Here is a 25,310-nt window from a genome sequence, read left to right on the forward strand (position 1 = left end):
CCAATCAACACACAACCATGCACACAAAAAATAAAAAGTACATTGGCACACTATTGAGTTCTCAAACATCACCACCACACAACAACGACACACTTGCGTGTGTAGCTCGTCGTGAGCGAAAAATTTATTTTGTCAGGGCCTGTTTTCCTATCGCCGCTTCAGCCAGGAACTTTCTTGTTCCTGTGGGGCGCTGTCGGTCGCGCTGACTCGTATTAAGTTACACAGCGACTCAAAAAAACACAAATCCCCAGGACAATTACTATTTTGGGAGCTTTAAGATACGCCCATCCAACGACTCATTCCGCCGCCGTGAACATTCGCTCGGCGAATGTAGCTGGGGAGGGTCAATGCCCATACTGCATAGAAGGCCACCGCCAAGAAGAACTTGGCAATTGCGGGGATGGGGGTCTGGACGTAAATGACGACTATTCCGGCTATGAGGACCGCATAGAGGATGAATAGGTACCAGTTCTTCTTTCCCAGAAATTCCAGCGTGACCAAAACCGGGGCACAGGTCGCACTAAGCAATGCGATGGCCGTAACGAGTTCACTGTCATTCGTCAGTGCTGCGCTGATACTGATGGCTGCGAGGACAGGTATCAGGCCGAGCACTGCAGTATGCAGGGCCCAATCTCTACGACTTCCTCCCATAACCGTGTATTCGCGGAGGGATTTTCTTAAGCTGCCCAAGACCGCCCCGAGCAGCACAACAGTCAGTACCCAGATGAAGATGCCGAGGAATTCGAGCACTGAAGCCGCGTCCTCATACTGGTAGAGAACTAAGCCAATCATCTGCGCCAAACACGCCCCACACCAAGCTTTGGCCTGCGGGCGATAGATCGTTTGCCCGGCCAAGGTGCGGGGGAACCAACCAAATCCGCTCGAAGGTTGCACGCCAACAGTGGTGTACCCGGAGCGTTTCGGAGTGGCGCTGCGATACATGGCCCATAGCGTCGCGACTGCATAAACAGGCAATGCCCACCACAGCTGCACAGTGAGAGCGCCCACGGCTGCCGCTAGTGCGAGTAGCGCGACGAGAATGCGACGATGTTCGTTCCAGATTTTCGATCCCAAGCCCACTAGTTGATATTTCTGAAAGTCAGGCTGCAGGGAGAGCACGAGCCCCAAGGAAGCGATTACGGGGAGCACGCTCCATGTTCCCTCTGCCATGACTGGCATGACCAATAATGCGAACAGGAAAAAGGTCCAGAGCCACCAATCGCCTAGGTACCACAGTAGTTTCATGCTCTCTCCTCTAATGCCAGCACCGCACGCTCTAAAGAGACCTCATTGACACGCAGGCCGTTGGCCTGGGCAATGCGAAAAATGGGATCGGTCGAAGCGGAGCGGGCGTCGATAAGCACGCGATCCCCTAAGGACGTGGTTGTCCTAGTCAGCTCAGGAAGGCCCAGCTCCTCGGCCGCTGCGGTGAGAGACTCGGATGGACCAGTGAGCTCCAGAATCCCCTCGATGAAGTCATCGATTGGACCGGAAATTGGATTATCTCCCATGAGAGAAACGGTATCGAGAAGGCCCGCCACCTCATTGAGGTGATGGGTGGAAATGACCATGGTGCGGCCGTGTTCCTCTCGCAGCACCTGATAAAAGAGCTCCCGGCGCTGTGCATCGAGGCCGAGATAGGGTTCGTCGAGAAGCATGACTTCGCAGCCAGATGCAACGGCGAAGATGAAGCCCACCGCAGACTTTTGCCCGCGGGAAAGGGAAGAATAAGCCTTGGCCGGAACATCAAAGCGAACCAGCAGCTCATTAAACCGCTCATCGTCCCATCGCGGCCACCGTGCCTTTCCTATGACGCCCAGCTTTCCGATGCCCCAGGAATCCGGTAGCGGGTTATCAATCCCCATCAAAATGACTCGGTTGAGAACCGATTGATTATCAAAAGGGTTCTCCCCGAAGACCGTTATCCCGCCTGATTGGATTTGGCCGGCGATCTTGCGCAGGAGCGTGGTTTTGCCTATGCCGTTGGGGCCAACTAGGCCGTGCGTCAGGCCATCGGCAAAGGTGAAATCTCGTGTCTTAATCATGAGTACATTCCTCGGCTTTCTGCAACGCGATCAAATAGGTCATGGAGTTGGGCGCGGTGGTACCCCAGCCGCACAGCTTCATCCACAAGCGGGGCCATGTATTCCGCCGCAAAATCGGCCCTGCGGCGCTCGCGGATCTTCGCCAGGGCACCGTCTGCGACAAACATGCCGATGCCGCGACGCTTATCCAGCACACCAATATCCACTAGGAGGCTTATCCCCTTGCGAGCGGTGGCCGGGTTGATGTTGTGGAAGTCAGCAAGCTCATTAGTGGACGGAGCCCGGTCCCCCTCGCCCAGGGTTCCGTCCACAATGGCGTCTTCCACCAAGGAAGCAATCTGGCGGAAGAGTGGTTGGGTGGAATTATCCATTAACCCTCGGTTCGTTGGTTAGCTACTTGTGTAACCAACCATATCGGCAACAGTCCACCGCTGCAATACTTCCGTAGAGAAAACTTTTTTGCCCCTACTGCGCTGGGATTTTGTCCAAGGTTATCGACGTTTTGTGACTAATGGGGCACACTGGAAACCACAAAGAATTTTATTTAGAACAATTAGAACGGAACTTAGGAGCCATGCTTGAACGCACACTTGTCTTTGTCGATACCTCATACTTGCTCGCAAGCTTTTATAACTCATGGGACACCGGAGCTCGCGCGCAACTAGAAATCGATCTACCCGAGGTGGTCAGCACGATGGGCGGGATGATCGAGAACCAACTGGGAACCCCGATCCAACGCCAATACTGGTATGACGGCATTCCCGATACCGGCCCGCACCGCTACCAACGGGCGTTGCGCACCTGCGAAGGCGTACAACTACGCACTGGCCAGCTCATCGAGTGGGGTGAGCGCCGCACCCAAAAGGCCGTGGATACCCGGTTGGTGGCGGATATGGTCATCGCCGCCATGAAGGGTCAATTCACTGATTTTGTTCTCGTCAGCGGCGATGCAGACATGATTCCCGGTGCCCAGGCAGCCGTGGACAATGGCATCCGCGTGCATCTTTATGGATTTGGCTGGGACTCCATGTCCTCCGCCCTGCGCCATGCGTGCGATTCCACCACCATTTTGGACCCGCGCGAGGACTTCGCCGATGCTATGGAATTGCAGGTATTGGAAGGCCCGCTTCCGCCAGTGGTGCGCGAAAACGCGCACAAGGACAGCGAGGAAATGCCGGAGCCGGACGAATGCGGCGAGCCTTCGGAGGTGGAAGCAGCCTTCGGTGCTACCGAAAAGCCCACCCCGGCCCCAACGCCCAAGCCGGCTCCGCCCAAGGTGGATGCTGCAGAGGATTCCCCCGCCGAGGAGGACTCTCCCGCGGAAAAACCAGCACCAAAGCCATCCATGATGGCTCCTCGCCGCAAACTGCGCTCTAAATATGTTCCGCTGCCAGAAGAAGTGTGGAGCTCGGCTGGATTCCAGTCCCCCTTTGACGTGGGCCAGCAATACGCCTCGTGGTGGTTCGATAACGCTGCTAGCACCGAGCAGCGCGACCAGGCACACCTGCTTTCGGGCGGCGGGCTTCCCCCGGAGATCGACCGCCCATTACTGCAATTTGCCTGCGAAACCCTGCACGAATACACCCTGACCGAAACTCAGCGCGTGAACCTGCGCGATGGTTTCCACTCGGGGATTCGTGGGGTTTTAATTAACGTTCGCCGGCAGAATTAATCGCCGGACTCGAGCTCTTTCTTCTTCTTAATATCCGCCCGGATGGCATCAAGGCGCGCAGTCGCCTTCATGTCATTGCCGGCCGCTTTAATCTCACTAATGCGATCACCGCCGGTAGCATGCTGCAATTCTTGCGCGCCCAGGGCATCGGCGTAGCGCTTTTCAATCTTGGCGCGCACAGAATCAAGAGTAGGCACGGAATCATCCGGGTTTAGCTGATTCATGGATTCAATGGCCTGAGCGTTCTTTTCTTGCATCGCTGCTTGATCCGCTTGGGCCTCCAGCTGGCTAACCTGGGCTAGCTGCTCCTTCAAGCGCGCCTCAGACTGCTGCTGCTGGCTCTTGGCCTGCGCGGCAGCTTGCTCTGCGGCAGCGTACTGCTGCTTGACGTCTTCCAGTTCCTGCTCCACTGCAACCAGCTGAGAAGCAACAACTTCCGCAGCCTGGTTATATTCGGCAGCCTTTTGCGGATCCTCCGCCGCATCTGCCAGTTCCAATGCACGCTGGGTTTGAGATTGGTAGTCCTGCTGGGACTTCACCAGGCGGTCCATCTGCATTTCCAGCTGAGACTTATGGCCGATGATTTCTGCGGCGTGCTCAGAAATCTGCTGGTGCTGCTCCTTGGCTGCCTGAACAGCCTGCTGGATCTGCACCTTCGGATCAGCGTTCTCATCAATCTTCTGATCGAAGGAACTCATCATGTACTTCCAACCTTTGCTGAAAGGGTTAGCCATTATCTTCTCCTTTGGAAATAAAAAAGACGCTTTCTAGCGAGTTTAGCGATACTCACCAGAAAGCGCCGAGGAAGCTAGTAGGTATTAGCCCTGCGCATTTTGCTCTTCTACCTGGCGGCGGACCTCTGCCATGTCGAGTTCCTTAACCTGCTTGAGTAGGTCTTCCAATGCTGCAGGGGGCAGCGCGCCAGCCTCACGGAATACCAAGATGCCATCGCGGAAAATCATCAGCGTTGGAATGGACTGAATCTCCAGTGCGGATGCGAGGCCTTGGTTAGCCTCGGTATCCAGCTTGGCAAAGGTAGCATCCGTGTGCTCTTCGGAGGCCTTTTCAAAAACCGGCGCAAAGCGCTTGCACGGTCCGCACCAATCGGCCCAAGCGTCTACGAGCGTAATGCCTTCGCCGGTAACGGTTTCTTCAAAGTTTTCTTCGGTGACATCGATAGTAGCCATGCTTGATCTAACTCCTTTACGTATCGCTTTATTCCCCCAACGTACCTGAATCATCCTTGTCACATACCCCTAGGGGGTATAAAATCGGTACAGAAATCAACCCAAAGGAAGGATCATTATGAGCACCAAGAACTACACCGTAGAGGGCATGACCTGCGGACATTGCGAAATGTCAGTAAAGGAAGAAGTCGGCGAAATCTCCGGCGTTAGCGAAGTCACTGCAGACCACACCACCGGCGCGGTTACGGTTAGTGGCACCGATTTCACCGATGAACAGGTAGCGGCCGCTGTAACTGAGGCCGGCTACACGTTGAAGTAGGCACCGCCATGTCCCACTTGGACCTTGGCGTCACGGGCATGACGTGCACTTCCTGCTCCTCCCGCGTCGAGCGCAAACTCAACAAGCTTGACGGGGTAAGCGCCAGCGTCAACTTTGCCACCGAGGCAGCGGCCATCGAGTATGACTCCCAGACGGTTAGCCCGCAGGAGCTCATTTCGGTGGTTGAGGGCGCAGGTTACGGCGCTTTCGACATGGCCGAGACGAAGGCAGAGGATCCCCAGCCTAAGAAGGACGATGGCGACGCGTTGCTGCGCCGCACCATTGTCGCCGGAGCTTTATCGCTGCCGCTCATGGTGGTATCGATGTCGCCGGCCCTGCAATTTCCCAATTGGCAGTGGGCCTGCGCCATCATCGCTACCATCGTCTACATCTTTGGTGGCGCACCTTTCCACACCGCCACGTGGACGAACCTTAAGCACGGTTCTTTCACCATGGACACGCTCATCACCATGGGAACTTCGGCGGCCTACTTCTGGTCGCTGTGGGCACTGTTTGTCGGCAACGCGGGCGAACCGGGCATGAAGATGCACATGTCGCTGGATGCAAACGCGGCACAAATGGACCACATCTATTTTGAATCCGTAGGCATGGTCATTACGTTCCTGCTGCTCGGCCGCTGGTTCGAGGCGCGGGCCAAAGGCCAGTCTTCGGAGGCGCTGCGGGAGCTGCTCTCCTTAGGAGCTAAGGAAGCCTCGGTACTTACCGCACAGGGCGAGCGGCGCATCCCTATTGCACAGCTGCAGGTAGGCGATGTCTTCGTAGTCCGCCCAGGCGAAAAGATCGCCACCGATGGCATCGTGAAGGCGGGCAACTCGGCCGTCGATACGTCCATGATTACCGGCGAGCCAGTACCCGTTGAGGTGAGTACCGGCGATGCGGTCACTGGTGCAACCATCAACGCTTCGGGCCGCATTGAGGTGCGAGCCACCAAGGTGGGCGAGGATACGGTACTGGCCCAGATGGCCCAGCTCGTCACAGATGCCCAAACCTCCAAGGCACCAGTGCAGCGCCTCGTGGACCGCATCGCGCAGGTCTTCGTCCCTGTGGTGATTGCGGTAGCTGCGCTTACGCTGATTGTTCACCTCTTCTTCGGCGGGATAGCCCCGGCCTTTATCGCCGCCGTATCCGTTCTCATTGTGGCCTGCCCATGCGCCATGGGCTTGGCGACGCCCACCGCTATCCTCGTCGGCACCGGCCGCGGCGCACAGCTCGGGCTTGTCATTAAGGGCCCGGAAATCTTGGAGTCTACGCGCCAAATCGACACCATTGTGATGGATAAAACCGGCACGGTCACGGCTGGAGAGATGTCCGTTACCGCCGTCCACGGTGACGTGCTCGAGCTGGCCGCGGCCGTCGAGCACAATTCCGAACACCCCATCGCCCGTGCCATTGCCCAGGAATGCAGCGTGGAACCGGCTACCGAATTCGCAGTAGTTCCAGGCGGCGTGGAAGGAACTGTAGAGGGGGTCCGAGTGGGCGTCGGCAAGCCGCAAGGCCCCTTGGGGGACTTAAAAGCACCATTCCGCGAGGCACAAGACTCTGGTGCCACGCCGGTGGTTGTCTCCGTGGACGGCCAACCTGCCGGAATCATTGAGGTCCGCGATACCATCAAGCCCAGCTCTGCCGCCGCAGTGGCACAGATGAAGGAACTTGGGCTTACCCCTTACCTGCTAACCGGTGATAACGCTGGAGCCGCCCACGCCGTGGCCGCCGAGGTAGGAATCGAGCACGTCAGAGCCGAAGTCCTCCCAGAAGACAAGGTAGATAGCATCAAGGAACTGCAACGCTCCGGGCATACCGTGGCGATGGTCGGCGACGGCATTAACGACGCCGCCGCCCTTGCCCAGGCGGACCTTGGGCTCGCCATGGGCGCGGGTACCGACGTGGCAATTGAAGCCTCTGATATCACCCTGATGAACGGCGATCTACGCTGCGCTGCTGATGCCATTCGGCTCTCGCGCCGCACGCTAGCAATTATCAAGGGCAACCTTTTCTGGGCCTTTGCCTATAACGTCATACTCATTCCTGTTGCCGCGCTTGGCCTGCTCAACCCATTATTTTCCGGCCTCGCGATGGCACTGAGCTCGGTTTTTGTGGTTACCAACTCACTACGCCTGAAAGGTTTTTCTGTTCAGCGATAGTATTATCGCATGCTCAGCCGCACCGAACGTCTCGATCGCCTTCCCGTCACCTCTAAGCACAAGCGCCTACTCTTAGGTTCCGGCCTTGGATGGGCGCTTGATGCTATGGATGTCGGGTTAATCTCCTTCATCATGGCCGCCCTTGCCGTTCACTGGGATCTAGGTGCCAGCCAGACCTCCTGGTTGGCCTCGGCAGGCTTCCTTGGCATGGCGCTCGGTGCAACCTTTGGCGGATTGCTGGCAGATAAATTCGGCCGCCGCAATGTCTTTTCTCTCACCTTGCTTGTCTACGGCTTGGCAACAGGGGCATCCGCGCTAGCTGGGGGACTTACGGTTCTCATCTTCTTCCGATTCATCGTTGGGTTGGGCCTCGGAGCCGAGCTACCAGTTGCCTCCACGCTCATATCCGAATTCGCGCCTCGGCGGGTCCGCGGAAGGATGGTAGTCATTCTCGAGGCATTCTGGGCCTTGGGATGGATCCTTGCGGCCATCATCGGCACTTTCGTGGTGAGCACATCTGAATCCGGTTGGCGCTGGGCCCTGGCCCTTGGCATGCTGCCAGCCGCGTATTCAATCTATGTGCGCCGCGGTCTACCAGAATCTGTGCGTTTCCTTGAATCCAAAGGCCGCCATGATGAGGCCGAAGCTATCGTTGCCAGTTTCGAAGCCGCGGCGGAAAATCGCCCGCTGGACGATGCCCTCCCAGAGCCCACACCTTCCCCCGCAGCGTCTATCTGGAGTCCGCAGCTACGAAGGAGGACCGCGGCGTTGTGGACCATTTGGTTCTGTGTAAACCTCTCCTACTATGGCGCCTTCATCTGGATTCCCTCTCTGCTAGTAGCCGACGGTTTCTCCCTAGTGAAGTCTTTTAGTTTTACCCTCATTATCACCCTTGCCCAGCTGCCTGGCTACGCGGTGGCAGCTTGGCTCATCGAGCTCTGGGGCAGGCGGGTAACCCTCGCGGTATTCCTGCTCGGCTCGGCAGCAGCAGCCGGCCTATATGGAGCAGCAGCTACGGAAGCATTGATCATCCTGGCTGGTTGTCTGCTCTCCTTCTTCAACCTCGGCGCCTGGGGAGCCCTCTATGCCATCGGTCCGGAGCTGTATCCCACTTCATTGCGAGGGCGTGGTACGGGAGCGGCAGCAGGCTTCGGTAGGCTAGCATCTATTGCGGCCCCACTAATCGTCCCGCCACTGCTTGCTGCGGGTGGGACGGCCTGGTTATTTATTGTATTCGCCGCAGCATTTGGCATTGCGGCTGCCGCCGCCTTCAGTCTGCCCGAGCAGAAAGGAATAGCGCTTGCTCAGTAGGCTCTCCCTCGCCGCGTGGACGGCCGTTATGGTCGCATTGACCACGCTCAAGCCTTTCTACCAAATCGGCTATTTGTGGAAACCGGAAAATCAGCGTGCGCGAGAACTGCGCTGGGTGCCGCTGGATGAATTCTGCGGCGGCAGCTGGTTTGGTCCGCTATTTGAGTACGCGGGAAACACGGCCTTCTTTATCCCGTTTGGAATGCTGGTGTTTAGTCTGTGCCGTTCCATTAAAACCACTGTGGCGTGGGGATTTGGCCTGAGCCTAGTGCTGGAGGTGTGCCAATATGCGTTTGCCCTTGGGCGAACGGATATTGATGACCTCATATTTAACACCGTGGGCGCACTCATCGGTGCGGCGTTCGCCCGCCTATGTGGCGAACGCTTCTTCCCCGTCTGGCGCTGGTTAGCGCTTGCCGCAGCTGCGGTTTTCCTGGTGTTGGTTATCCTCGGCCCACGATTGGGCGATCCCAATGCGGTGGTCGACCTGTAATTTATCCGTGGGCCATATTGACGAACTTGGAGTAGTGCAGCTGGTGTGCCACCTGCACGGTATCGATTGGACCGCCACGGTGCTTGGCTAGGATAATATCCGCCTCGCCGGCGCGCTCATTATCGCGATCCTGGGAGTCAGGACGGTACAGCAGCATGACCATATCGGCGTCCTGCTCCAAGGAGCCGGACTCACGGAGGTCAGCAAGCTGCGGCTTTTTATCAGTACGCGCCTCGGGTCCACGGTTCAGCTGCGAAATTGCGATGAGAGGAACCTCTAGCTCCTTGGCCAAAAGCTTGAGCTGGCGGGAGAATTCGGAAACCTCTTGCTGGCGGGACTCAACCTTTTTACCCGAAGACATCAGCTGCAGGTAGTCCAAGACGATCAAATCCAGCCCGTGCTGCTGCTTTAGGCGGCGAGCCTTGGAACGAATCTCCATCATCGTCAGGTTTGGAGAGTCATCAATAAACAGCGGGGCGTCTTGCACTCGGTTGAGGGTCTCATCAATTTTCGCCCAGTCCTCGGTGGAGACACGGCCGCCGCGCATATCGGCCAGCTTGACTTCTGATTCCGCCGAGAGCAGGCGCATGACAATCTCCGAGGCTGACATCTCGAGGGAGAAGATTACCGAGGACTTACCATGCTGCAAGGAGCAGGACCGCATGAAATCCATGGCTAGGGTCGATTTACCCACACCGGGACGAGCAGCGACGATGACCATCTGGCCCGCGTGGAGACCGTTAGTCAGCTTATCTAGATCGATAAAACCAGTTGGCACGCCTAGTTCCACACCGCCGGCTTGCTGCAGTGCTGCCAGCTCATCAATGGTGGGGTCAATGAGGTCACCCAAGACTCGGTAATCTTCCGCAGTTTTGCGCTGGGCGACGGCGAAGACTTCCTGCTGGGCGCGGTCCAGGACGGACTCGATCTCTGCATCCTCGGTGCCGGAAAATCCTAGCTGTACTACGCGGGTGCCGGCATCAACCAGCTTGCGCAACACGGCCTTCTCCGCCACGATCTCTGCGTAATAGCGGGCATTTGCCGCCGTCGGCACCGTGGCCAGCAGCGTGTGCAGATAGGGGGCGCCACCAACGCGTTCGAGGTTATTAAAGCGATCCAGCTGAGAGGCCAAAATGACAGCATCGACGTCTTTACCCTCAGAATAAAGGTCCAGCATGGCGCGGTAGATCAGGGTATGGGCCGGATAGTAAAAGTCCTCCGGTTCCAGTTCCTCAATGACTTCCATCACCGTATGGGGGCTCAGCAGCATTGCGCCTAGGACGCCCTGCTCCGCCTCCCGGTCTGCGGGGGGCTGGCGGAATTCTCCATAGCGCTTTGGCTCTTCCTGCTGAAAGCGACGGCGTGGGGCCGGTTCCTCCTCGGGCGGCGGCTCCGGCGGCAGGTGTTCATCGTCAAAGCTGGCGTTGGTCATGTCTTCCCCCTTGTAGCTATTCGAGCGAGCGTAACGGAATTTCAGTTTAGTCTAGCGCCGGGACACTACCCCCTGGGTATAAAGCCGGAAGTTATCCACAGGATGGTGTGGAAATTGCTGGTCGCGGCATACTCGGGCCGCAATTGCCCTGCATATGCTTGTGGATAACTCAAAACCTCCATGACCTGCACACATCATATCCCCTGCTCACGACGGGTTTTCGCAGATGTGAAAAGTGGCACATTAACAGTGGATAAGGGCCCTGACCTGCGGGTTAATAAAGCAACCGAGGTGTAAACGCAAAGTTAATGAGCTGGAGAGTTATCCACAGATTTCCACAGTTATCCACAAGCCGGTGAAAACGCGCTAAAGGCCCCAAGAGCCTGCCACCTCACATAGCAGGAACTTGAGGCCTAAAGCGTTGCTGTTGTCTTTGGGTCTATATGGACCGTCGTGCGCCTAGTTAGGCAGCAACGACCGAGAAGTTCACCTTGCCGATAACATCAGCGTGCAGCTTCAGCTCGACCTGGTAGTTGCCGGTCTTCTTGACCAGGCCCTTTGGAAGCACAACAATGCGCTTATCCAGCTTTGGGCCACCGGCCTTGGAGACGGCGTTGACAATGTCTTCTGCTTTAACGGAACCGAAGAGCTTACCGGATTCGGAGGTCTTAACCTCTACCTTGACATCCGTCAGCTGCTCGAGCTGGTTGCGGACCTCACGTGCGTGATCCAGGTCGCGAATCTCGCGAGCTTCCTGGGCGCGCTTGATGCCCTCAATCTGCTTCTCTGCGCCGCGGGTAGCCACGATAGCCAGGCCGCGAGGAAGCAGGTAGTTACGTCCGTAGCCGTCCTTAACCTCAACAATTTCGCCAGCGGCGCCGAGGTTCTCAACGGCAGCGGTGAGGATCAGCTTCATGATCCCTGCCTTTCAATTGAGTTAGTTGAATAGTTGCGGGTGACAGACTTAGAACGGAGGTTCAGAATCAGCGCCTCCGAAACCACCAGCTGGTGGCGCGGAGTTCCACGGATCCTCAGAAGGAGCCTGGTTCTGCTGCTGCGGCTGCTGTTGCTGGCCGCCTCCAAAACCGCCCTGATTATTGTTATTCGAGCGCTGCTGGCCGCCGCTAAAGTTATTGCCGCCCTCACGTGGATTGCGGTTTACCTGTGCGGTGGCGTAGCGCAGAGACGGGCCGACTTCGTCGACGTCAATCTCGAATACGGTGCGGTTTTCACCCTCGCGGGTCTGGAAGGAACGCTGCTTCAAGCGTCCGGTAACGATGACGCGCATGCCCTTAGACAGGGTTTCGGCGACGTTTTCTGCCGCCTGACGCCATACGTTGCAGGTCAGGAACATAGCTTCGCCGTCTTCCCACTGGTTCGTCTGCGAGTTATAGCGACGAGGGGTGGAGGCGACGCGGAAGTTAGCTACTGCCGCACCCGCCGGGGTGAAGCGCAGCTCGGGGTCAGCAACGATGTTGCCTACCACCGTGATATTGGTATCTCCCTGTGCCATGTCTTTACTCCTTATCGGTTACGTGGATTGTGCTTGATCCCAGTATCCGTTACTTGCTGTCGGTGCGCAGAACCTTGGTACGCAGGATGGTGTCGTTCAGGTTCAGACGGCGGTCGAGCTCGGCAACCGAAGTGTGCTCGCACTCCAAGTTGACGACGGCATAAATGCCCTCTTCCTTCTTGTTGATGGGGTATGCAAGACGACGCTTGCCCCATACATCAAGGTTCTCAACCTTGCCGCCATCCTGGCGGACGATTTCGAGGAACTTATCCAGGGACGGGGTTACGGTGCGCTCATCCTGATTAGGATCCAGAATGATCATGACTTCGTAGTGACGCACGGACCTCATCACCTCCTATGGTCTAGTAGTTTTCGGCTGCATCACCTTTGCGGATGCAGCAGGAGGGTACGTTGCGTCAAGCAACCCCACTACAGTACCGCAAGTGACCGGCGAAAAGAAATCTAACCGGTGGTAGTTGCGGCGAAAAACACAGCGGCTGTCGCCGGAATGATGGTGAGGAAAAGGATAGCCAAGATCCCTAAAACGATGGGCCCGCGCCGATCCTCGCGGTTATGAAACAGCCAAAAGGCACCCATCACGCAGAGAAAGCCTAAGAAGATGGAGGCCATCCCGATATAGGTAACAATCATGCGAATGCTCCTGCCAAAGGATCACTGCTACCATGCGCATCGCGCACCTTATCCGTGACCTTCCCACACATCTGGCGAATGATAAATACAGCCATGGCGATAATGAGGGCATCGCGGGAAATAACGGCGACGTCGAGAAGCTCGTGCGGAATGCCCTTATTGTCCGTGCCCAGCATGTGCCACATCAATAGCGGCCATACCAGGGCGTCGACAAGCGCCCAGCTAAAGACCAGACGCCAGCGCGGCAACGCCAGAGCTGCGGGGACCACCAGCCAAAGCGAATACTGCGGCGACCACACCTTGTTGACCAATAAAAAGGCAGCCACGATGAGGTAGACCAGCTCTGCCATGCGCGGGGTTCGCGCGCTGCGCAGACCCAGCACCGCAATTGCTGCGCAAAGAGCCAAAAAAGCCACCAAGCTGAAGGTATTGAGAAACTCTGGGCTAAAACTCATGCCGGTATTGCGGCTGAGCACTGAGTAGATGGTGGTCCACTCCGCACCGCGCTCTTGGTTGAGGCGGAAAAATTCTCGCCACGCATCCGGGTATTTCATTGCCACCGGCGCGTTGACCGCAATCCAAGCTACGGACGCGCCAAGTAAGGCTAGGAAAAATTGCGACCAACGGCGGTTGCGCACCGCCAAGACCAAGAATGCCCCCAAGATGAAGACCGGCCATAGCTTGAAAGAGGCGCCAAGGCCGATAAGGACACCTGCTACCACCGGCCGCTTGCGCGCGGCGGCCAGAAGCGCGCCTACGGCAAAGGCGATGGAGGGGATATCCCAGTTGCTAAAGGCGTGAATGATGATAAGGGGGCTGGCCGCTACGAGGATGGTGTCCCACGTGCGATTGCCTACCAACAGGTAGACCATATAAAGCACGCCGACCCAGATACAGGACATGACCAGGGCGGTGAGGCCGAAGTACCAACCGGCCTCCGGGATTCCGGCCCACTCCACAAGGGAATAGGTATTGCGGGCGATCCACCCCATCATTCCTTGGAATAAGCCCGCGAGGACCGGGTATTCCATATAGCGGGTCAGGTCGCCCTCCTGCCAAGAATAGGCATAGGGGAAGCCGCCTTCATCGAGGCCACGGCCGCCGTAGAGCGGGATGATGTCGTTATAGCAGAAAGAGGTGTACTGGCGGTTTGCTGCCCAATTCAAGCTAATAACCCCGTCATCACCGCGGGTACCGCCGGCACAATTGGCTTTGGAGAGGAATCCGCAAGCCAGAAATACCCAACCGACGGCGATGATGGCGCGCAGCGGGGTCCACCATTGAGTGGGGCGAACGCCGGCAAAACGGCCCATTGGCCCGCCGAGGAATTCAATTACTCCGCGGGCCAACGGCTCTGAGGAGACGGGAATGCGCTGGTGCGAATTCACTGTCACTGCCGCCTACCCTAGAAGGTCTGCCAGGTCGCTATTCGGACCAATGAGGTCATCTAAGGACGGAGCCTCTTGCTGGGCCGGTGCTTGGTTGTTGTTGCCATTGTTGCCATTGTTGCCATTGTTGCCACGGTTGCCACGCTGTGGACTTGGCGCTGGCTTCGGGCTCTCCGGCTTCTCTTGTGGCTGGACCGGCTTGGTCTCTTCTTCCGGCGCAGCCTGCTGCTCTGGAGCCTCGTAGTTTTGCGTATCGCCAGCGCCGCTATCCCAGCTCGGGTCATAGGCCGGGGCGGCCGTTCCGGCGCCCATATTGCCGAATCCCAGTGGATAGGCGGCCGGGAAGTTTTGGAATTCGGAGTTGGCCAGGGAGTTATCCAGCACGGCCTTCCAAATCTTGGTCGGCGCGCCCGCGCCGTACATGATGCCACCGTACTGATCGAAAATGGCGGAGGTGTTATCTGCGGTACCTACCCACACGGCAGTGGCCAGCTGCGGGGTGGCACCAACCATCCAGGCATCCTTGTTATTTCCGGTATCGCCCATCTGGGTCGTACCGGTCTTAGAGGCAGAAGCGCGGCCGCCCGCAAGGGCGCCATTGGACCACGCGGCTACCGGCTCCATGGCCTCGAGGACGTTATTGGCCACATTGGACGATACGCGGCGCTCGCCTTCATCTTCAGGGTGCTCGTACAGCACTTCGCCGGCGGCGTTTTCTACGCGCTGCACAAAGTGGGGATTATGCCACACACCCTGGTTAGCCAGGGTGGACATCGCGGTAGCCATATCGAGCGGGCGGGACTGGTACTGACCCAGGACGATGCCCTCGAATGGCTGCTTGCCCTTTTCCGTCAGCGTCTTCTCAATGCCCGGCAGGGACTTAGCCACACCCAGGGCATGCGCCATATCCGCGGTGTCCTGCGTACCGTTCTTCAGGTCCGCCTGCAGGCGCAGGAAGGAGGTATTCAGGGACTGCTTGGTAGCCTCGCGCAGGTTGCATACGCCGCAGCCACCGCCCACGTTGGTAACCACATCGGATCCCGGCAGCTGATAAGGAGCAGAAGAGTAATTAGTATCCAGGCTAATTCCCTGCTGCAGGGCAGCTGCTAGGGCCATGATCTTGAAAGTCGAACCGGTCTGCAGCGGGGAGTTGGCGTAATCCCAACCATTGGAATCGTGGCCACCGAAGTACCCGCGGACCGCACCGGTCTTTGGGTCGATGGTGACGGAAGCCGCACGTGCATCTTCCTGCAGGGGAGCCATCTGCTCATCGACTGCCTGGATGGTGTTGTTCTGCACGTTCATATCAATGGTGGTGGTAATGCGCAGACCACCGGTGGACACCTCGTTTTCGGTGATGCCTACCTCTTCCAGCTCACGGATGACCTGATCTTTGATGTGACCGTTGGCGCCCGGGGCCTCAGTATAAGCCGAGTACTCGGTTGGGTCGCGGGTCTCCGGGAAAGTCATCCCATCGCGCTGTTCTTGGGTGAGGTCACCCATGCCCACGAGGCCATCTAGGACGTAGTTCCAGCGGTCCTCGGAGCCCTCTTGGTTCACGCGGGGGTCGAGTCCGGACGGGGACTGGATGAGGCCGGCGAGCATGGCGCCTTCCTCCGGGGTGAGGTCCTTGGCGTCCTTATTAAAGTAGGCGTTGGATGCGGCCTGAATGCCGTAGGCATTGCGTCCGAAGTACACGGTGTTGAGGTAGGCGTTGAGAATATCCTTCTTTTCCCACTCATTGGTCATTTTCACCGAGTAGATAAGCTCGCGAATCTTGCGCACATAGGAGTACTCATTACCCACCAGCGTGTTCTTCACATACTGCTGGGTAATGGTGGAACCGCCACCAGCATCAGCGTTGCCGGTTACCTTACCCACCACGGCGCGGCCGAGGCCGGTGAAGGAGAAGCCGGAGTTATCCCAGAAATCGCGGTCCTCCGCGGCAAGCACGGAGTCCTGCACATAGTCCGGGATCTCATCCAGGTTTACGTGGGTACGGTTGCCTTCCGGCGGCACCAAACGGGCGAGCTGGGTCTGGTTATCGCCCGCGTAAATGGTGGAGACTTGGTTATTGGCCAGGTCCTTGGGCTCCGGAACGGTGTATTGCGAGTACGCATAGGCAAAAAGTCCTGCGGGCAATGCCACAAAGACCAGTAGGAACGCCAAAACGACCCACGGCCAGATGCGGCGTTTCTTCTTCGCCTGCTTTTTGCTGGGGCGAGCCACCTTAGTGGACTTGCCGGTAGATTCCTTCTCGGTCACTGATTCGTGTCCTCATTCATCCCTGATCACAAACTAAATAATTGCAGCTTACTGCCTAAGGCGGTGCGCCGGAAACTAACACGCGTTAAAAGCAGTAGCAGAACGCAACAAGTGGTTCCACCGGCACTGGCGACATACCTCCACCTCGTGCACCGTAAACTCCAAGCCCTCGGCTACAAATTCCGCTATTTCTTTATCACTACGGGCGCTCCCAGCACGCCGGCCGAGGTTCTCTCCATAGACCCAGCGGGTAAGCCGCAAAGGCTCGCCGCACACTGGGCATTCTTTATCCATGGTGCGCCCGTGGTGCTCAGCTGCGGCGCGCAGCAGAAAATCGGCATCGCATACCTCTTCCCGTGTGAGCTGCCCAGCGCGAAATTCGCGCAGATGGTGGGCGCGTTCCCACTCGTGGGAGAGCACATGCTTATAGGCAACGGAATTCACCCGGATCATCCTAATTACCTCTTCTTGATCGATCCACATGGTGTTATGCCACCGCAGGGCATAATTTTCGGCTTAGTCTTGCGCAGTCACTGACAACCACAATTCATGGATATAAAAGGAGTAAACCTTGTCCGAGAAGGTAAAGGTCGCCATCGTGGGCGTCGGCAATTGCGCCACGTCCCTCATTGAAGGCGTGGAGTTTTATCGCAACGCCGCTGCCGATGCAGATATTCCCGGTTTGATGCACACCCAGTTTGGCCCGTATCACGTCGGCGACGTGGAATTTGTTGCCGCTTTCGACGTGGATGCGGACAAAGTGGGCAAGGACCTTGCGGAGGCCACGCGCAGCTCCCGCAATTGCACCATTTCTATTACCGACGTCCCGAACCTGGGCGTTACCGTGCAGCGCGGGCCTACCCTGGATGGCTTGGGCCGTTACTACCAAGAGTCCATTGCGGAATCAGAAGCCCCGCTTGCCGACGTCCCCGCTGTCCTTCGCGAATCCGGCGCCGACGTCGTAGTTTCCTACCTGCCGGTGGGCTCCGAAGATGCGGATAAGTTCTACGCGCAAGCGGCCATCGATGCCGGTTGCGCCTTCGTCAATGCCCTGCCGGTCTTTATTGCCTCTGATCCAGAATGGGCGAAGAAGTTTGAAGACGCCGGGCTGCCCATTGTGGGCGATGATATTAAATCCCAGGTAGGTGCCACCATTACGCACCGCGTCATGGCAAAACTCTTCGAGGACCGCGGCGTGCGCTTGGAGCGCACCATGCAGCTCAATGTGGGCGGCAATATGGACTTTAAGAATATGCTCGAACGCGAGCGCCTCGAATCAAAGAAGATTTCCAAAACGCAGGCCGTCACCTCTAACCTGCACAACTCGCCTATCGCCGGCAAGCGCGAGGACCGCAATGTTCACATCGGCCCTTCGGATTATGTGGAATGGCTCGATGACCGCAAATGGGCCTATGTCCGTTTGGAAGGATCTGCCTTCGGCGAAGTCCCGCTGAACTTAGAGTACAAGCTGGAGGTCTGGGACTCACCTAACTCTGCCGGCATCATCATTGATGCTGTGCGCGCCGCCAAGATTGCCCTCGACCGCGGGGTTGCCGGCCCAGTACTGCCTGCCTCGTCCTACCTGATGAAGTCCCCGCCGGTGCAAAAGGCCGATGACGTGGCACGCGCCGAGCTGGAAGATTTTATTGCCGGAAGCTAACTTTTTAACTTCCAAACTACCGCGCAGAGAAAACGAGCTATACAATCGTTTTCTATGACGCAGCAACATGAGGAGAAGGGCCCCGCTCAATCCCCGTCTACATACGAGGATGCCGTCGAGGTCGCGCGTTCCATCCAACCGGCGCTCAATAAGCTCATCCTTATTTTCCAGCGCACGGCAGAGGGCTCTTCTTTGACCACCTCCCAGGTATCCATCATGAACCAGCTGCGTATGCGGGGTCCATCACGCGTATCCACCATCGCGCAGGCAGAGCTTATCCGCATGCCCACCGCCTCTAACGCGCTCTATCAGCTAGAGCGCCACGGCTACGTAGAACGCCACCGCGATGAGGAAGACCGCCGCGGTGTCCTGGTAGCGCTGACGCAATTGGGCGAATCTGAACTCGCCATCGTTTCACAGCAGCGCGCCTCGGCCTTGGCAGAAATCATGCGGTGGCTAGAGCCTGAAGATTTGGATACCGCGAATGAAGTAGCCACTGTCATCTCCAAGCTTGCAGATGTCTATCGCCCCACAATGAACGGCGAACAGCGCTAGTTTTGCCCGCGGTGATTTCATTTTTCTCCGGCTTAACGTGATAATTGAGGGAAGCGAAATAACCGTAATCGTTCACTAGTTCATATCGTATGGCAACTGATATTTCCGATGGGCATCTCCCAGCCTTGAGCAAAGGCTCGGCCGAAAAGCCACTTCGCATCCTTATTTCTTGGAGCCCCGCTTCCTCCGGCACCGAGGCACTCGAGTGTGCCGCGTGGCTTTCCCGTACCGCTGATATCCAGGTACGCGTCATCTCTACCGTATTCCAGCCGTGGACTACTACTTCCCTCAGCAAACTAGGCGGAAAATATAAAAAATGGTTTAAAGAACAAAAGGAGGCTTGTGCCGCCGCTACCCGTGCCGCCCTCGATGAGGCCGGCGTGCCGCGTAGCTGCTGGGATGAGAAACCCTCCCTATTGGTCGACGGCCCTTCGCGCCCCCAGCTGCTGACGGAAATGGCCAAGAAGTTCGAGGCAGACCTCATCATTTTGGGGCCCAACCAGGCCGCGCCCAAGGGGCGTTTCTTCGCCGGCTCTACGGCCGATACCTTGCTGCATTTTTCTCCTCAACCATTGGGCTTGGTGCCTCGCAAGGTAAAGCTATCCAAGCACGGCGTCACCCGCTTTAACTTTGCCATTACTGAACGCAGCCCGCGCGAAGATCATGAGATGCTCGCCGCAGCCGAGCTTGCCAATCGCTGGAACCTGCCGCTGCGCCTGCTGGCTTTCTCGGCAAAGGGCTTGCTCAGTACCCCGTCGAAGGATAAGCACGATATGGCGCTCGAGCTGGCGGCGGAGTGGCTCGAGGATTCCCTTGCCATGCTGGATCGCGCCCGCGATTGCATCCAGGAGAAATTCCCAGAGCTGGATGTCACCTCTGAAATTGGTTCCGGTGCCGGCTGGGGCGGCGCAGTGGATTCGCTCAAGTGGAAAAAGGGCGATCTCATGCTTATGGCCTCCACCCCGCAAGGCCCCATCGCCCGCGTTTTCTTGGGTTCTACTGCCACGGAGCTGCTGCCGCATATTCGGGTGCCCATCTTGGTCCACCCAGCCTGCGGTTAGGATTGGGGTATGAGCCAGCGACCAGAGCATCCCGAAAACGATCTGACATCCGATGCTGACTATGCCAATCTGCGCCGCCCAGAACCGCAGAGTTTCGATGAGCTGGCCGATGAGCCGGATCCTTTAGAGATTGCCGCTGCTAACCGCCGCTCTACCCGGCAAGCCGTCTGGTACATGCTCGCAGTCCTTGTCATCTCCGCGCTCTATGGCTTCGCGGTCGCGCTCGCCGCTAGGCTTTTGGGCGGTCCTTTATGCGAAGATGGCACCGCTACGTGGCTCTGCACCGATGGGCAGCGCACCTTCTTTAGCCTGACCACCCCGATCATTCCCTTCTTCGGCATGATTGGCTGCGCCATCATCATGGTGCGCAAGCTACACCGCTATCTGCGCTGGCGGAGTTGGATGGCCATTTTCTGGGTGATGGCCTGCAATTTCATGCTCTGGACCATTACCGATATCCAGCTATTTCTCATGGACTCGGCTGCCGCCTAGAAAACTTCCCCCCCTCCCGATGATCCTCCTGCTTGATAATTACGATTCTTATACCTTCAACCTGGCTCACCTCATTGCAGAGGTAGACGGCCGTCACCCACTCGTTATTGCTGCCGGCGAGGCGGAAGGTCTGGCCGAGCGCGTCCGTGCCGGCGAATTTTCTCATGTGGTGATTTCTCCTGGTCCGGGCACGCCTGAGCGGGAGGAGGACTTCGGTGCTGCCCGAGCCATCATCACCGCCGCAGCAGCGGCCGAGATTCCGGTGCTGGGCGTATGCCTCGGCCACCAAGGGCTGGGCCTGTTGGCCGGCGCTCAGGTTTCTCGTGCGCCACAACCGCGCCACGGTTTTGTCTCCACTATTAGCCACTCGGGCGAGGGCATCTTTGCCGGAATCCCGCAAAATTTCGAGGTAGTGCGCTACCACTCCTTGCAGATTGACGAGGTCCCCGGTATCACCGTTCATGCCCGTAGCGAGGATGGCGTCATTCAAGCGCTCAAGGTCGATGGTTTGCCTCACTGGGGCGTGCAATTCCACCCGGAGTCGGTGCTTACCCAGCACGGCCGGGATATTATGCGCAACTTCCTGGGTGGGTTCCGCCTGATCCACCGCGAGGTGCCCGGCGCGGTGGACTGCCCGCGGGTCTTTGCTACCCTGCGCGCCGAAGGAAAAGATGCCTTCTTCCTCGACTCCGCGGATCCGCGCGGGCGCTACTCCATCCTCGGAGATACTGCCGGCACGTTGAGTCGTTCTTTCCGCTATCGGCTCGGTGACGCCCCCGATATCCTTGCCCTCTTGGACCGCGAGCTCGCTACCCGCGTCGCCAACGCCCCAGAACTTCCTTTCACCGGCGGGCTCATCGGCTACCTAGGCTATGAGTGCGCCCAGCTCACCCTGCCCATTGAGTCAAGCCACCGCTCCCCTTACCCAGATGCTTATTTTGTGCGGCCGCAGTCTTTTATGGTCTATGACCACCGGGAAGAAACAGCGCATCTGTGCTGCCTGGCTGGCGACGGCGCCGAGCAACTGCTGGACCGATTAGAAGCCGCCTTGAGTGCGGATGAACCACAGGAGACTGGGGAGGGCAGCGGGGCGTCGCTAAGCGCAGGCGCCTGGCGCAGCCCCGGCTACCTGGAGCGGATTAAGCGCGCTCAGGAGTTCCTGCACGCCGGGGAGAGCTACGAAGTCTGCCTGACCGATACCTACTCGGCCGGGGCCGAGGGGGAGCTTTATTCCCAACTGCGCTCACACAATCCCGCTCCCTATGCCGCGCACCTCGTCTTCGATGGCGTGGAAGTCTGCAGCACCTCGCCTGAGCGCTTCCTCACCGTGCGCGGCCGTGAGGTGGAAGCCAAGCCGATTAAGGGCACTATCTCCGCCGACCAGGATCCGACGTTGCTGACCACGGACCCGAAGACGCGCGCCGAAAACCTCATGATCGTCGACCTGCTGCGCAATGACCTTTCCCGGGTATGCGAGCCCGGCAGCGTGCGCGTACCGAAGTTGATGCAGGTAGAAAGCTATGCCACGGTTCATCAATTGGTGTCCACCATTACCGGAGCGCTGCGCGCCAATGCCACTGCGGTCGATGCCCTCCGCGCCACCTTTCCTCCCGGCTCGATGACGGGCGCGCCAAAGCTGCGCACCTGCGAAATCATCGATCAGCTCGAGACCGGCCCGCGCGGGGTCTACTCCGGCGTGGTGGGCTACTTGGGCTTCGATGGGCAAGCCGATCTCAGCGTGGTCATCCGCACGGCCGTACGCGCGAGCGGTGAGGTCACTATCGGGTCCGGCGGGGCCATCGTTTTGGATTCGGATCCGGCCGCCGAGCTAGAAGAGCGCAACCTTAAGGCGCAGTCCGTATTAGGGGCATGGCAGTGAGTACCTATCTCTGGCACGAGGGCGGCTTTATTCCCAGCCAACCCCATCCCGGTCCCTTTGACGTTGCGGATTCTTGGCGGATGCTTGGCGACGCCCACTCAAGCGCCCTTCGCCTTCACCTCCGGCGCTTCGAGTCGGTGGCGGGGCCGCTTCCCGCTGGGTTCGTGCCTGCGATGCTACAGCGCTTCGCCCCCGGCGATCTTTTTCCCCGCATCTCGCTAGCCGCAGGACAACTGCGCCTCGATATTCGCCCCGCACCCCCTGCACGCCCAGTCACCCGGCTAACCTATGCGCAGGCACCCGACCCGCGCTCGCAGCCTTTTGTCAAGGGCCCCGATTTCCCGGCACTGGCACGCTACCGCGCCGAATACCAGGACGACGGTGCCGATGACACCGTCATTGTGGATTCCTCCGGTGCCATGGTGGAGACCACCACCGGCGCGCTCGTCGCCTGGGAGGAGGAGACGCTTATTCTCTCCACCGGGACGGCGCTGCCCAGCATCACGCTGCACCAGGTCACCCAGCGCGCCGCGGCCCTAGGCATACGGACCGAAACACGCCCGCTCACCCCGGAGCTCGCCACCGAATGCCCCCTGTGGTTCCTCAACTCGCTGCACGGAATCAGCCCGGTGACCGAACTATACACACCTACCGGCATCATCTATCCGCCCTGCAACCAGCACACCGCCACCTGGCAACAGTGGTGGTGGGACTCCTTCCACAAGGAAACGGCGCGCGACTAGCTCTCCTGCTTGGCTAGCTGGGCTGCCAACTGCGTTTGCACTGCATGTTGACCGTAACCAGTCATGGGTACTGACTCTCTAAGTCGACTGTCCTCTACAAACACCTAACCACCCAGTCAGTAAGCACGAGAGCGGCCCCGCCTACTATGTTCGATAGGTAGACGAGGCCGCCGGAGAAAAGACTCAAAATCCTAAGCTGTTTGCTTTGAATTAACTTTCAACTTTCGAGCTATCAAGGTACAAAGGGTCGACATCACTAGTCCCGCACCAAATACCCAAACAAGGGCCGGCGAGAAGATCGCAGTTTGCCCATCATTTTTTAAACCGATTAACAGACCGACTGCAATGGCAATGATGCCGATGATCATTCCTGTCAACTGAACTTTCGCGGACTGTTTCGAGAGAATTAACGTGGTAATTGCGGAAACCGCAGATAGAATAATGACCACAGTGCCGATCCAACCGATTCTGACTGGGGCCATAAGAACGAGAGCCACCCCTAAGACGGCCGCCACCAATTCAGGCCAAAGCGGACGGAGGTTTCCACTTGCCATAGTTACTCTCCTTTGCTTCTCTTATCCCGAAATCGTAGGGTTCCACTGGCTAGGATGAACTGCAGTCACAAAAGCAAAATAGGTTCCTGCAGTAGAAAGACAGCCTCCCCTACGCGGATCGGCAGCATTTGGATAAACGCTCTTGCAAATATGAACCATGTCCTTATTTAGTTGAATATTGCAGCCCACACGCTCACCGGGATCCTGATGGGCTCCGTAGCACATGTCGTGCTTTGCGCATGCGCCAGAGAAATCAGCATTGTCGCCAGGAGCGGGGAACTGATCGGGAGAATTCGTACAATAGTCATTCAGATTTCCCTTTGAAGGGTCATACACATAACCCGGTGGGGGTTCAACCCCTGCTCGGTTGAACATTACAATGTGCTTATCAGCAAGAGCCTTTTGAGTCTCGGTAGATGTAGTTACAGGTTCCTCTTCAAATTCGGCATCGAGATCAAGATTCTGAGATGCTGCCCACTCATCCAATTGCTTAGCAACCTCGGGAGGCAATTCTTTTCCAACAGCATCATTAACCGCGTTCACCGTCTCATCAGTTTGTTCAGCCGCAACGGCGGACGGAACTGCAACAGAAATCGCACCTAGGGCAACGAGTGCAGCCGCGGCAACGCGCCCCCCTTCATCTTAAAATTGGGCATAAACTAAACTCCTCAAGTCAAATGTGAAAACCTTAGGCCCGCCTGCCACCGATGCGTACGATCTTTGCAGCGCAACGGCCAAAGCTGGACCTATAAAAATCAACATACTTGAAAATACTATGCAGCAAGTAAAATGGCAGTAAAATCTTATTAATACTTTGGTTAACACTCAGCCCACGCAAAGACGAAGCAAAGCATCTGCTGGGCGCTGCATCTAGCGATCTCGCGCCTGTTTTAAAGTACCTAGCAATTTCTAATCAAGCCTTGGAATCTTGGTCGACGAATTTTGCTGCTACCTCGGCGCAATCTGGCCGGCCGCAGTGTTGGGTTTCTACGTGCTGGATGCAGTCATCACATATAAGCACCTGCTGGCGGCAGGTATCTTCATTGATGCAATTGTGGAAGGTATTCGTGCCTTTGCCACAGTGCACGCAATGGCCCAGCTGGATAAAGCCTGGGTCCTGGAGTCCTTGGCCAAACTCATGGTGCATGCGCTTATCAAAGACGTACATTGAGCCTTCCCACAGGCCATCATTGCCGTACTTTTCGCCATAGCGCACGATGCCACCATCGATCTGGTAGACCTCTTTGAAACCACGATTCTTCATCAACGAAGACAGGATCTCGCAGCGAATACCGCCGGTGCAATAGGACACCACCGGCTTATCTTTCATCCAGTCGTACTTGCCGGACTCAATTTCTTCGATGAAGTCATGCGTGGTTTTCACATCGGGCACGACGGCATTTTTAAACTTGCCAATCTCTGCCTCCATGGCGTTGCGCCCATCAAAGAAGACGACTTCCTCGCCACGTTCTTCTACTAGTTTATTAACCTCTTCTGGCTTGAGGTGCACGCCGCCCCCGACGACGCCGTTTTCATCCACCTTCAGCTCGCCCGGCGCGCCAAAGGCCACGATTTCATCGCGCACCTTGACCGAAAGGCGCGGGAAGTCATCCGCTCCGCCCTCGGACCACTTGAACTGCATGCGCTTAAAGCCTGGGTATTCCTTGGTCTGGCGGACGTAGCGCTTGCAGGCTTCCATATCGCCACCTACGGTGCCGTTGATGCCGTGCTCAGAGATGAGGATGCGGCCCTTGAGACCCAGGGACTCGCACAGGGTGCGCTGCCACAGCATGATTGCGGTGGGATCTTCGATGGGGGTAAAGCAGTAATACAGGAGAACTTTGCCAATAGTCACGCCCCAATCTTAGGCCCGCAGCTGGGTAGATCCCCAATCTTGTAGTTGTTCTTTATAAGACTGCGGCCCCTCC

The 25,310-nt window shown here is 57.5% G+C and carries 27 protein-coding genes; 11 read left to right on the forward strand and 16 right to left on the reverse strand.

Annotated elements, in window-relative coordinates; all coding sequences use genetic code 11:
• Window positions 1-273 precede the first annotated feature (273 nt).
• Genes WMQ00_RS07430 through WMQ00_RS07440 form a run of 3 tightly spaced genes read right to left on the reverse strand, consistent with a single transcriptional unit; the run spans window position 274 to window position 2,416 of the window.
• Window positions 274-1,245, reverse strand: a complete 972-nt coding sequence (locus tag WMQ00_RS07430) for a hypothetical protein (protein WP_023020122.1) — start codon at window positions 1,243-1,245, stop codon at window positions 274-276.
• Window positions 1,242-2,045, reverse strand: coding sequence for an AAA family ATPase (locus WMQ00_RS07435; protein WP_023020123.1), 804 nt, complete (start codon window positions 2,043-2,045; stop codon window positions 1,242-1,244). The genes WMQ00_RS07430 and WMQ00_RS07435 overlap by 4 nt, the downstream gene beginning before the upstream one ends.
• Window positions 2,042-2,416: a GntR family transcriptional regulator gene (locus tag WMQ00_RS07440; RefSeq protein WP_023020124.1), complete on the reverse strand. Its 375-nt coding sequence runs from the start codon at window positions 2,414-2,416 to the stop codon at window positions 2,042-2,044. Before WMQ00_RS07440 ends, WMQ00_RS07435 begins: the two co-directional genes overlap by 4 nt.
• A gap of 203 nt (window positions 2,417-2,619) precedes the next feature.
• Here WMQ00_RS07440 and WMQ00_RS07445 point away from each other — a divergent pair, with 203 nt between their 5' ends.
• Window positions 2,620-3,717, forward strand: a complete 1,098-nt coding sequence (locus WMQ00_RS07445) for an NYN domain-containing protein (RefSeq protein WP_023020125.1) — start codon at window positions 2,620-2,622, stop codon at window positions 3,715-3,717.
• On the opposite strand, the gene WMQ00_RS07450 is transcribed toward WMQ00_RS07445, so the two are convergent.
• Window positions 3,714-4,451 carry a PspA/IM30 family protein gene (locus tag WMQ00_RS07450; protein WP_086588336.1) on the reverse strand — a complete coding sequence of 246 codons (738 nt, stop codon included), beginning with the start codon at window positions 4,449-4,451 and terminating at the stop codon, window positions 3,714-3,716. The two genes, WMQ00_RS07445 and WMQ00_RS07450, sit on opposite strands and share 4 nt — an antisense overlap.
• Window positions 4,452-4,535: 84 nt before the next feature.
• A complete protein-coding gene (gene trxA / locus WMQ00_RS07455) occupies window positions 4,536-4,958 on the reverse strand; it encodes a thioredoxin (protein ID WP_374048517.1) in 423 nt (140 codons plus the stop codon).
• A 64-nt stretch (window positions 4,959-5,022) separates the two neighbouring features.
• Here trxA and WMQ00_RS07460 point away from each other — a divergent pair, with 64 nt between their 5' ends.
• Genes WMQ00_RS07460 through WMQ00_RS07475 form a run of 4 tightly spaced genes read left to right on the forward strand, consistent with a single transcriptional unit; the run spans window position 5,023 to window position 9,189 of the window.
• Window positions 5,023-5,223, forward strand: a complete 201-nt coding sequence (locus WMQ00_RS07460; protein WP_023020127.1) for a heavy-metal-associated domain-containing protein — start codon at window positions 5,023-5,025, stop codon at window positions 5,221-5,223.
• 8 nt (window positions 5,224-5,231) lie between these two features.
• Window positions 5,232-7,385, forward strand: a complete 2,154-nt coding sequence (locus WMQ00_RS07465; protein ID WP_200288523.1) for a heavy metal translocating P-type ATPase — start codon at window positions 5,232-5,234, stop codon at window positions 7,383-7,385.
• A 9-nt stretch (window positions 7,386-7,394) separates the two neighbouring features.
• Entirely contained in the window at window positions 7,395-8,696 is a 1,302-nt protein-coding gene (locus WMQ00_RS07470; protein WP_023020129.1) for an MFS transporter, read from the forward strand.
• Window positions 8,686-9,189, forward strand: coding sequence for a VanZ family protein (locus WMQ00_RS07475; protein ID WP_023029499.1), 504 nt, complete (start codon window positions 8,686-8,688; stop codon window positions 9,187-9,189). The genes WMQ00_RS07470 and WMQ00_RS07475 overlap by 11 nt, the downstream gene beginning before the upstream one ends.
• Window position 9,190: 1 nt before the next feature.
• Here the strand turns inward: WMQ00_RS07475 and dnaB are convergent, their stop codons facing one another.
• The 8 genes from dnaB to WMQ00_RS07515 all read right to left on the reverse strand — a co-directional run bounded on the left by dnaB (window position 9,191) and on the right by WMQ00_RS07515 (window position 16,891).
• Window positions 9,191-10,621 carry a replicative DNA helicase gene (dnaB, locus tag WMQ00_RS07480; RefSeq protein ID WP_023020131.1) on the reverse strand — a complete coding sequence of 477 codons (1,431 nt, stop codon included), beginning with the start codon at window positions 10,619-10,621 and terminating at the stop codon, window positions 9,191-9,193.
• A gap of 463 nt (window positions 10,622-11,084) precedes the next feature.
• Window positions 11,085-11,537 carry a 50S ribosomal protein L9 gene (rplI, locus tag WMQ00_RS07485; RefSeq protein ID WP_023020132.1) on the reverse strand — a complete coding sequence of 151 codons (453 nt, stop codon included), beginning with the start codon at window positions 11,535-11,537 and terminating at the stop codon, window positions 11,085-11,087.
• A 48-nt stretch (window positions 11,538-11,585) separates the two neighbouring features.
• Window positions 11,586-12,134 carry a single-stranded DNA-binding protein gene (locus WMQ00_RS07490; RefSeq protein WP_023020133.1) on the reverse strand — a complete coding sequence of 183 codons (549 nt, stop codon included), beginning with the start codon at window positions 12,132-12,134 and terminating at the stop codon, window positions 11,586-11,588.
• 49 nt (window positions 12,135-12,183) lie between these two features.
• Window positions 12,184-12,474 carry a 30S ribosomal protein S6 gene (gene rpsF / locus WMQ00_RS07495; RefSeq protein ID WP_023020134.1) on the reverse strand — a complete coding sequence of 97 codons (291 nt, stop codon included), beginning with the start codon at window positions 12,472-12,474 and terminating at the stop codon, window positions 12,184-12,186.
• A 122-nt stretch (window positions 12,475-12,596) separates the two neighbouring features.
• A complete protein-coding gene (locus tag WMQ00_RS07500; protein WP_023020135.1) occupies window positions 12,597-12,785 on the reverse strand; it encodes a hypothetical protein in 189 nt (62 codons plus the stop codon).
• Window positions 12,782-14,179, reverse strand: coding sequence for a glycosyltransferase family 87 protein (locus WMQ00_RS07505; RefSeq protein ID WP_034655600.1), 1,398 nt, complete (start codon window positions 14,177-14,179; stop codon window positions 12,782-12,784). The genes WMQ00_RS07500 and WMQ00_RS07505 overlap by 4 nt, the downstream gene beginning before the upstream one ends.
• 6 nt (window positions 14,180-14,185) lie before the next feature.
• On the reverse strand, window positions 14,186-16,438 hold the full coding sequence (locus WMQ00_RS07510) for a transglycosylase domain-containing protein (RefSeq protein ID WP_239206488.1): 2,253 nt from the start codon (window positions 16,436-16,438) through the stop codon (window positions 14,186-14,188).
• 75 nt (window positions 16,439-16,513) lie between these two features.
• Window positions 16,514-16,891 carry a DUF5318 family protein gene (locus tag WMQ00_RS07515; RefSeq protein WP_034655603.1) on the reverse strand — a complete coding sequence of 126 codons (378 nt, stop codon included), beginning with the start codon at window positions 16,889-16,891 and terminating at the stop codon, window positions 16,514-16,516.
• A 118-nt stretch (window positions 16,892-17,009) separates the two neighbouring features.
• Here WMQ00_RS07515 and WMQ00_RS07520 point away from each other — a divergent pair, with 118 nt between their 5' ends.
• The 6 genes from WMQ00_RS07520 (at window position 17,010) to WMQ00_RS07545 (ending at window position 22,828) form a co-directional block, all read left to right on the forward strand.
• Window positions 17,010-18,098, forward strand: coding sequence for an inositol-3-phosphate synthase (locus WMQ00_RS07520; protein WP_023020139.1), 1,089 nt, complete (start codon window positions 17,010-17,012; stop codon window positions 18,096-18,098).
• Window positions 18,099-18,152: 54 nt separating this feature from the next.
• A complete protein-coding gene (locus tag WMQ00_RS07525) occupies window positions 18,153-18,653 on the forward strand; it encodes a MarR family winged helix-turn-helix transcriptional regulator (protein WP_023020140.1) in 501 nt (166 codons plus the stop codon).
• An 89-nt stretch (window positions 18,654-18,742) separates the two neighbouring features.
• Window positions 18,743-19,714: a universal stress protein gene (locus tag WMQ00_RS07530; RefSeq protein ID WP_248100227.1), complete on the forward strand. Its 972-nt coding sequence runs from the start codon at window positions 18,743-18,745 to the stop codon at window positions 19,712-19,714.
• 9 nt (window positions 19,715-19,723) lie between these two features.
• Window positions 19,724-20,206 (forward strand): hypothetical protein, encoded by a 483-nt coding sequence (locus WMQ00_RS07535; RefSeq protein ID WP_023020142.1) that lies wholly within the window; start codon window positions 19,724-19,726, stop codon window positions 20,204-20,206.
• Window positions 20,207-20,225: 19 nt separating this feature from the next.
• Window positions 20,226-22,085 carry a chorismate-binding protein gene (locus WMQ00_RS07540; RefSeq protein ID WP_023020143.1) on the forward strand — a complete coding sequence of 620 codons (1,860 nt, stop codon included), beginning with the start codon at window positions 20,226-20,228 and terminating at the stop codon, window positions 22,083-22,085.
• Entirely contained in the window at window positions 22,076-22,828 is a 753-nt protein-coding gene (locus WMQ00_RS07545) for an aminotransferase class IV (RefSeq protein WP_023020144.1), read from the forward strand. The genes WMQ00_RS07540 and WMQ00_RS07545 overlap by 10 nt, the downstream gene beginning before the upstream one ends.
• 191 nt (window positions 22,829-23,019) lie before the next feature.
• On the opposite strand, the gene WMQ00_RS07550 is transcribed toward WMQ00_RS07545, so the two are convergent.
• From WMQ00_RS07550 to trhO, 3 genes are all read right to left on the reverse strand, one after another.
• The gene (locus WMQ00_RS07550; protein WP_023020145.1) at window positions 23,020-23,382 is read right to left on the reverse strand and encodes a hypothetical protein; all 363 of its coding nucleotides are present in this window, start codon (window positions 23,380-23,382) and stop codon (window positions 23,020-23,022) included.
• Between the two features lie 21 nt (window positions 23,383-23,403).
• Window positions 23,404-23,925, reverse strand: a complete 522-nt coding sequence (locus WMQ00_RS07555) for a hypothetical protein (RefSeq protein WP_152687310.1) — start codon at window positions 23,923-23,925, stop codon at window positions 23,404-23,406.
• A gap of 370 nt (window positions 23,926-24,295) precedes the next feature.
• A complete protein-coding gene (gene trhO / locus WMQ00_RS07560) occupies window positions 24,296-25,237 on the reverse strand; it encodes an oxygen-dependent tRNA uridine(34) hydroxylase TrhO (protein WP_023020146.1) in 942 nt (313 codons plus the stop codon).
• Window positions 25,238-25,310 lie beyond the last annotated feature (73 nt).

The organism is Corynebacterium sp. KPL2825, assembly GCF_037908445.1.
In the GTDB taxonomy this organism is placed as follows: domain Bacteria; phylum Actinomycetota; class Actinomycetes; order Mycobacteriales; family Mycobacteriaceae; genus Corynebacterium; species Corynebacterium kefirresidentii.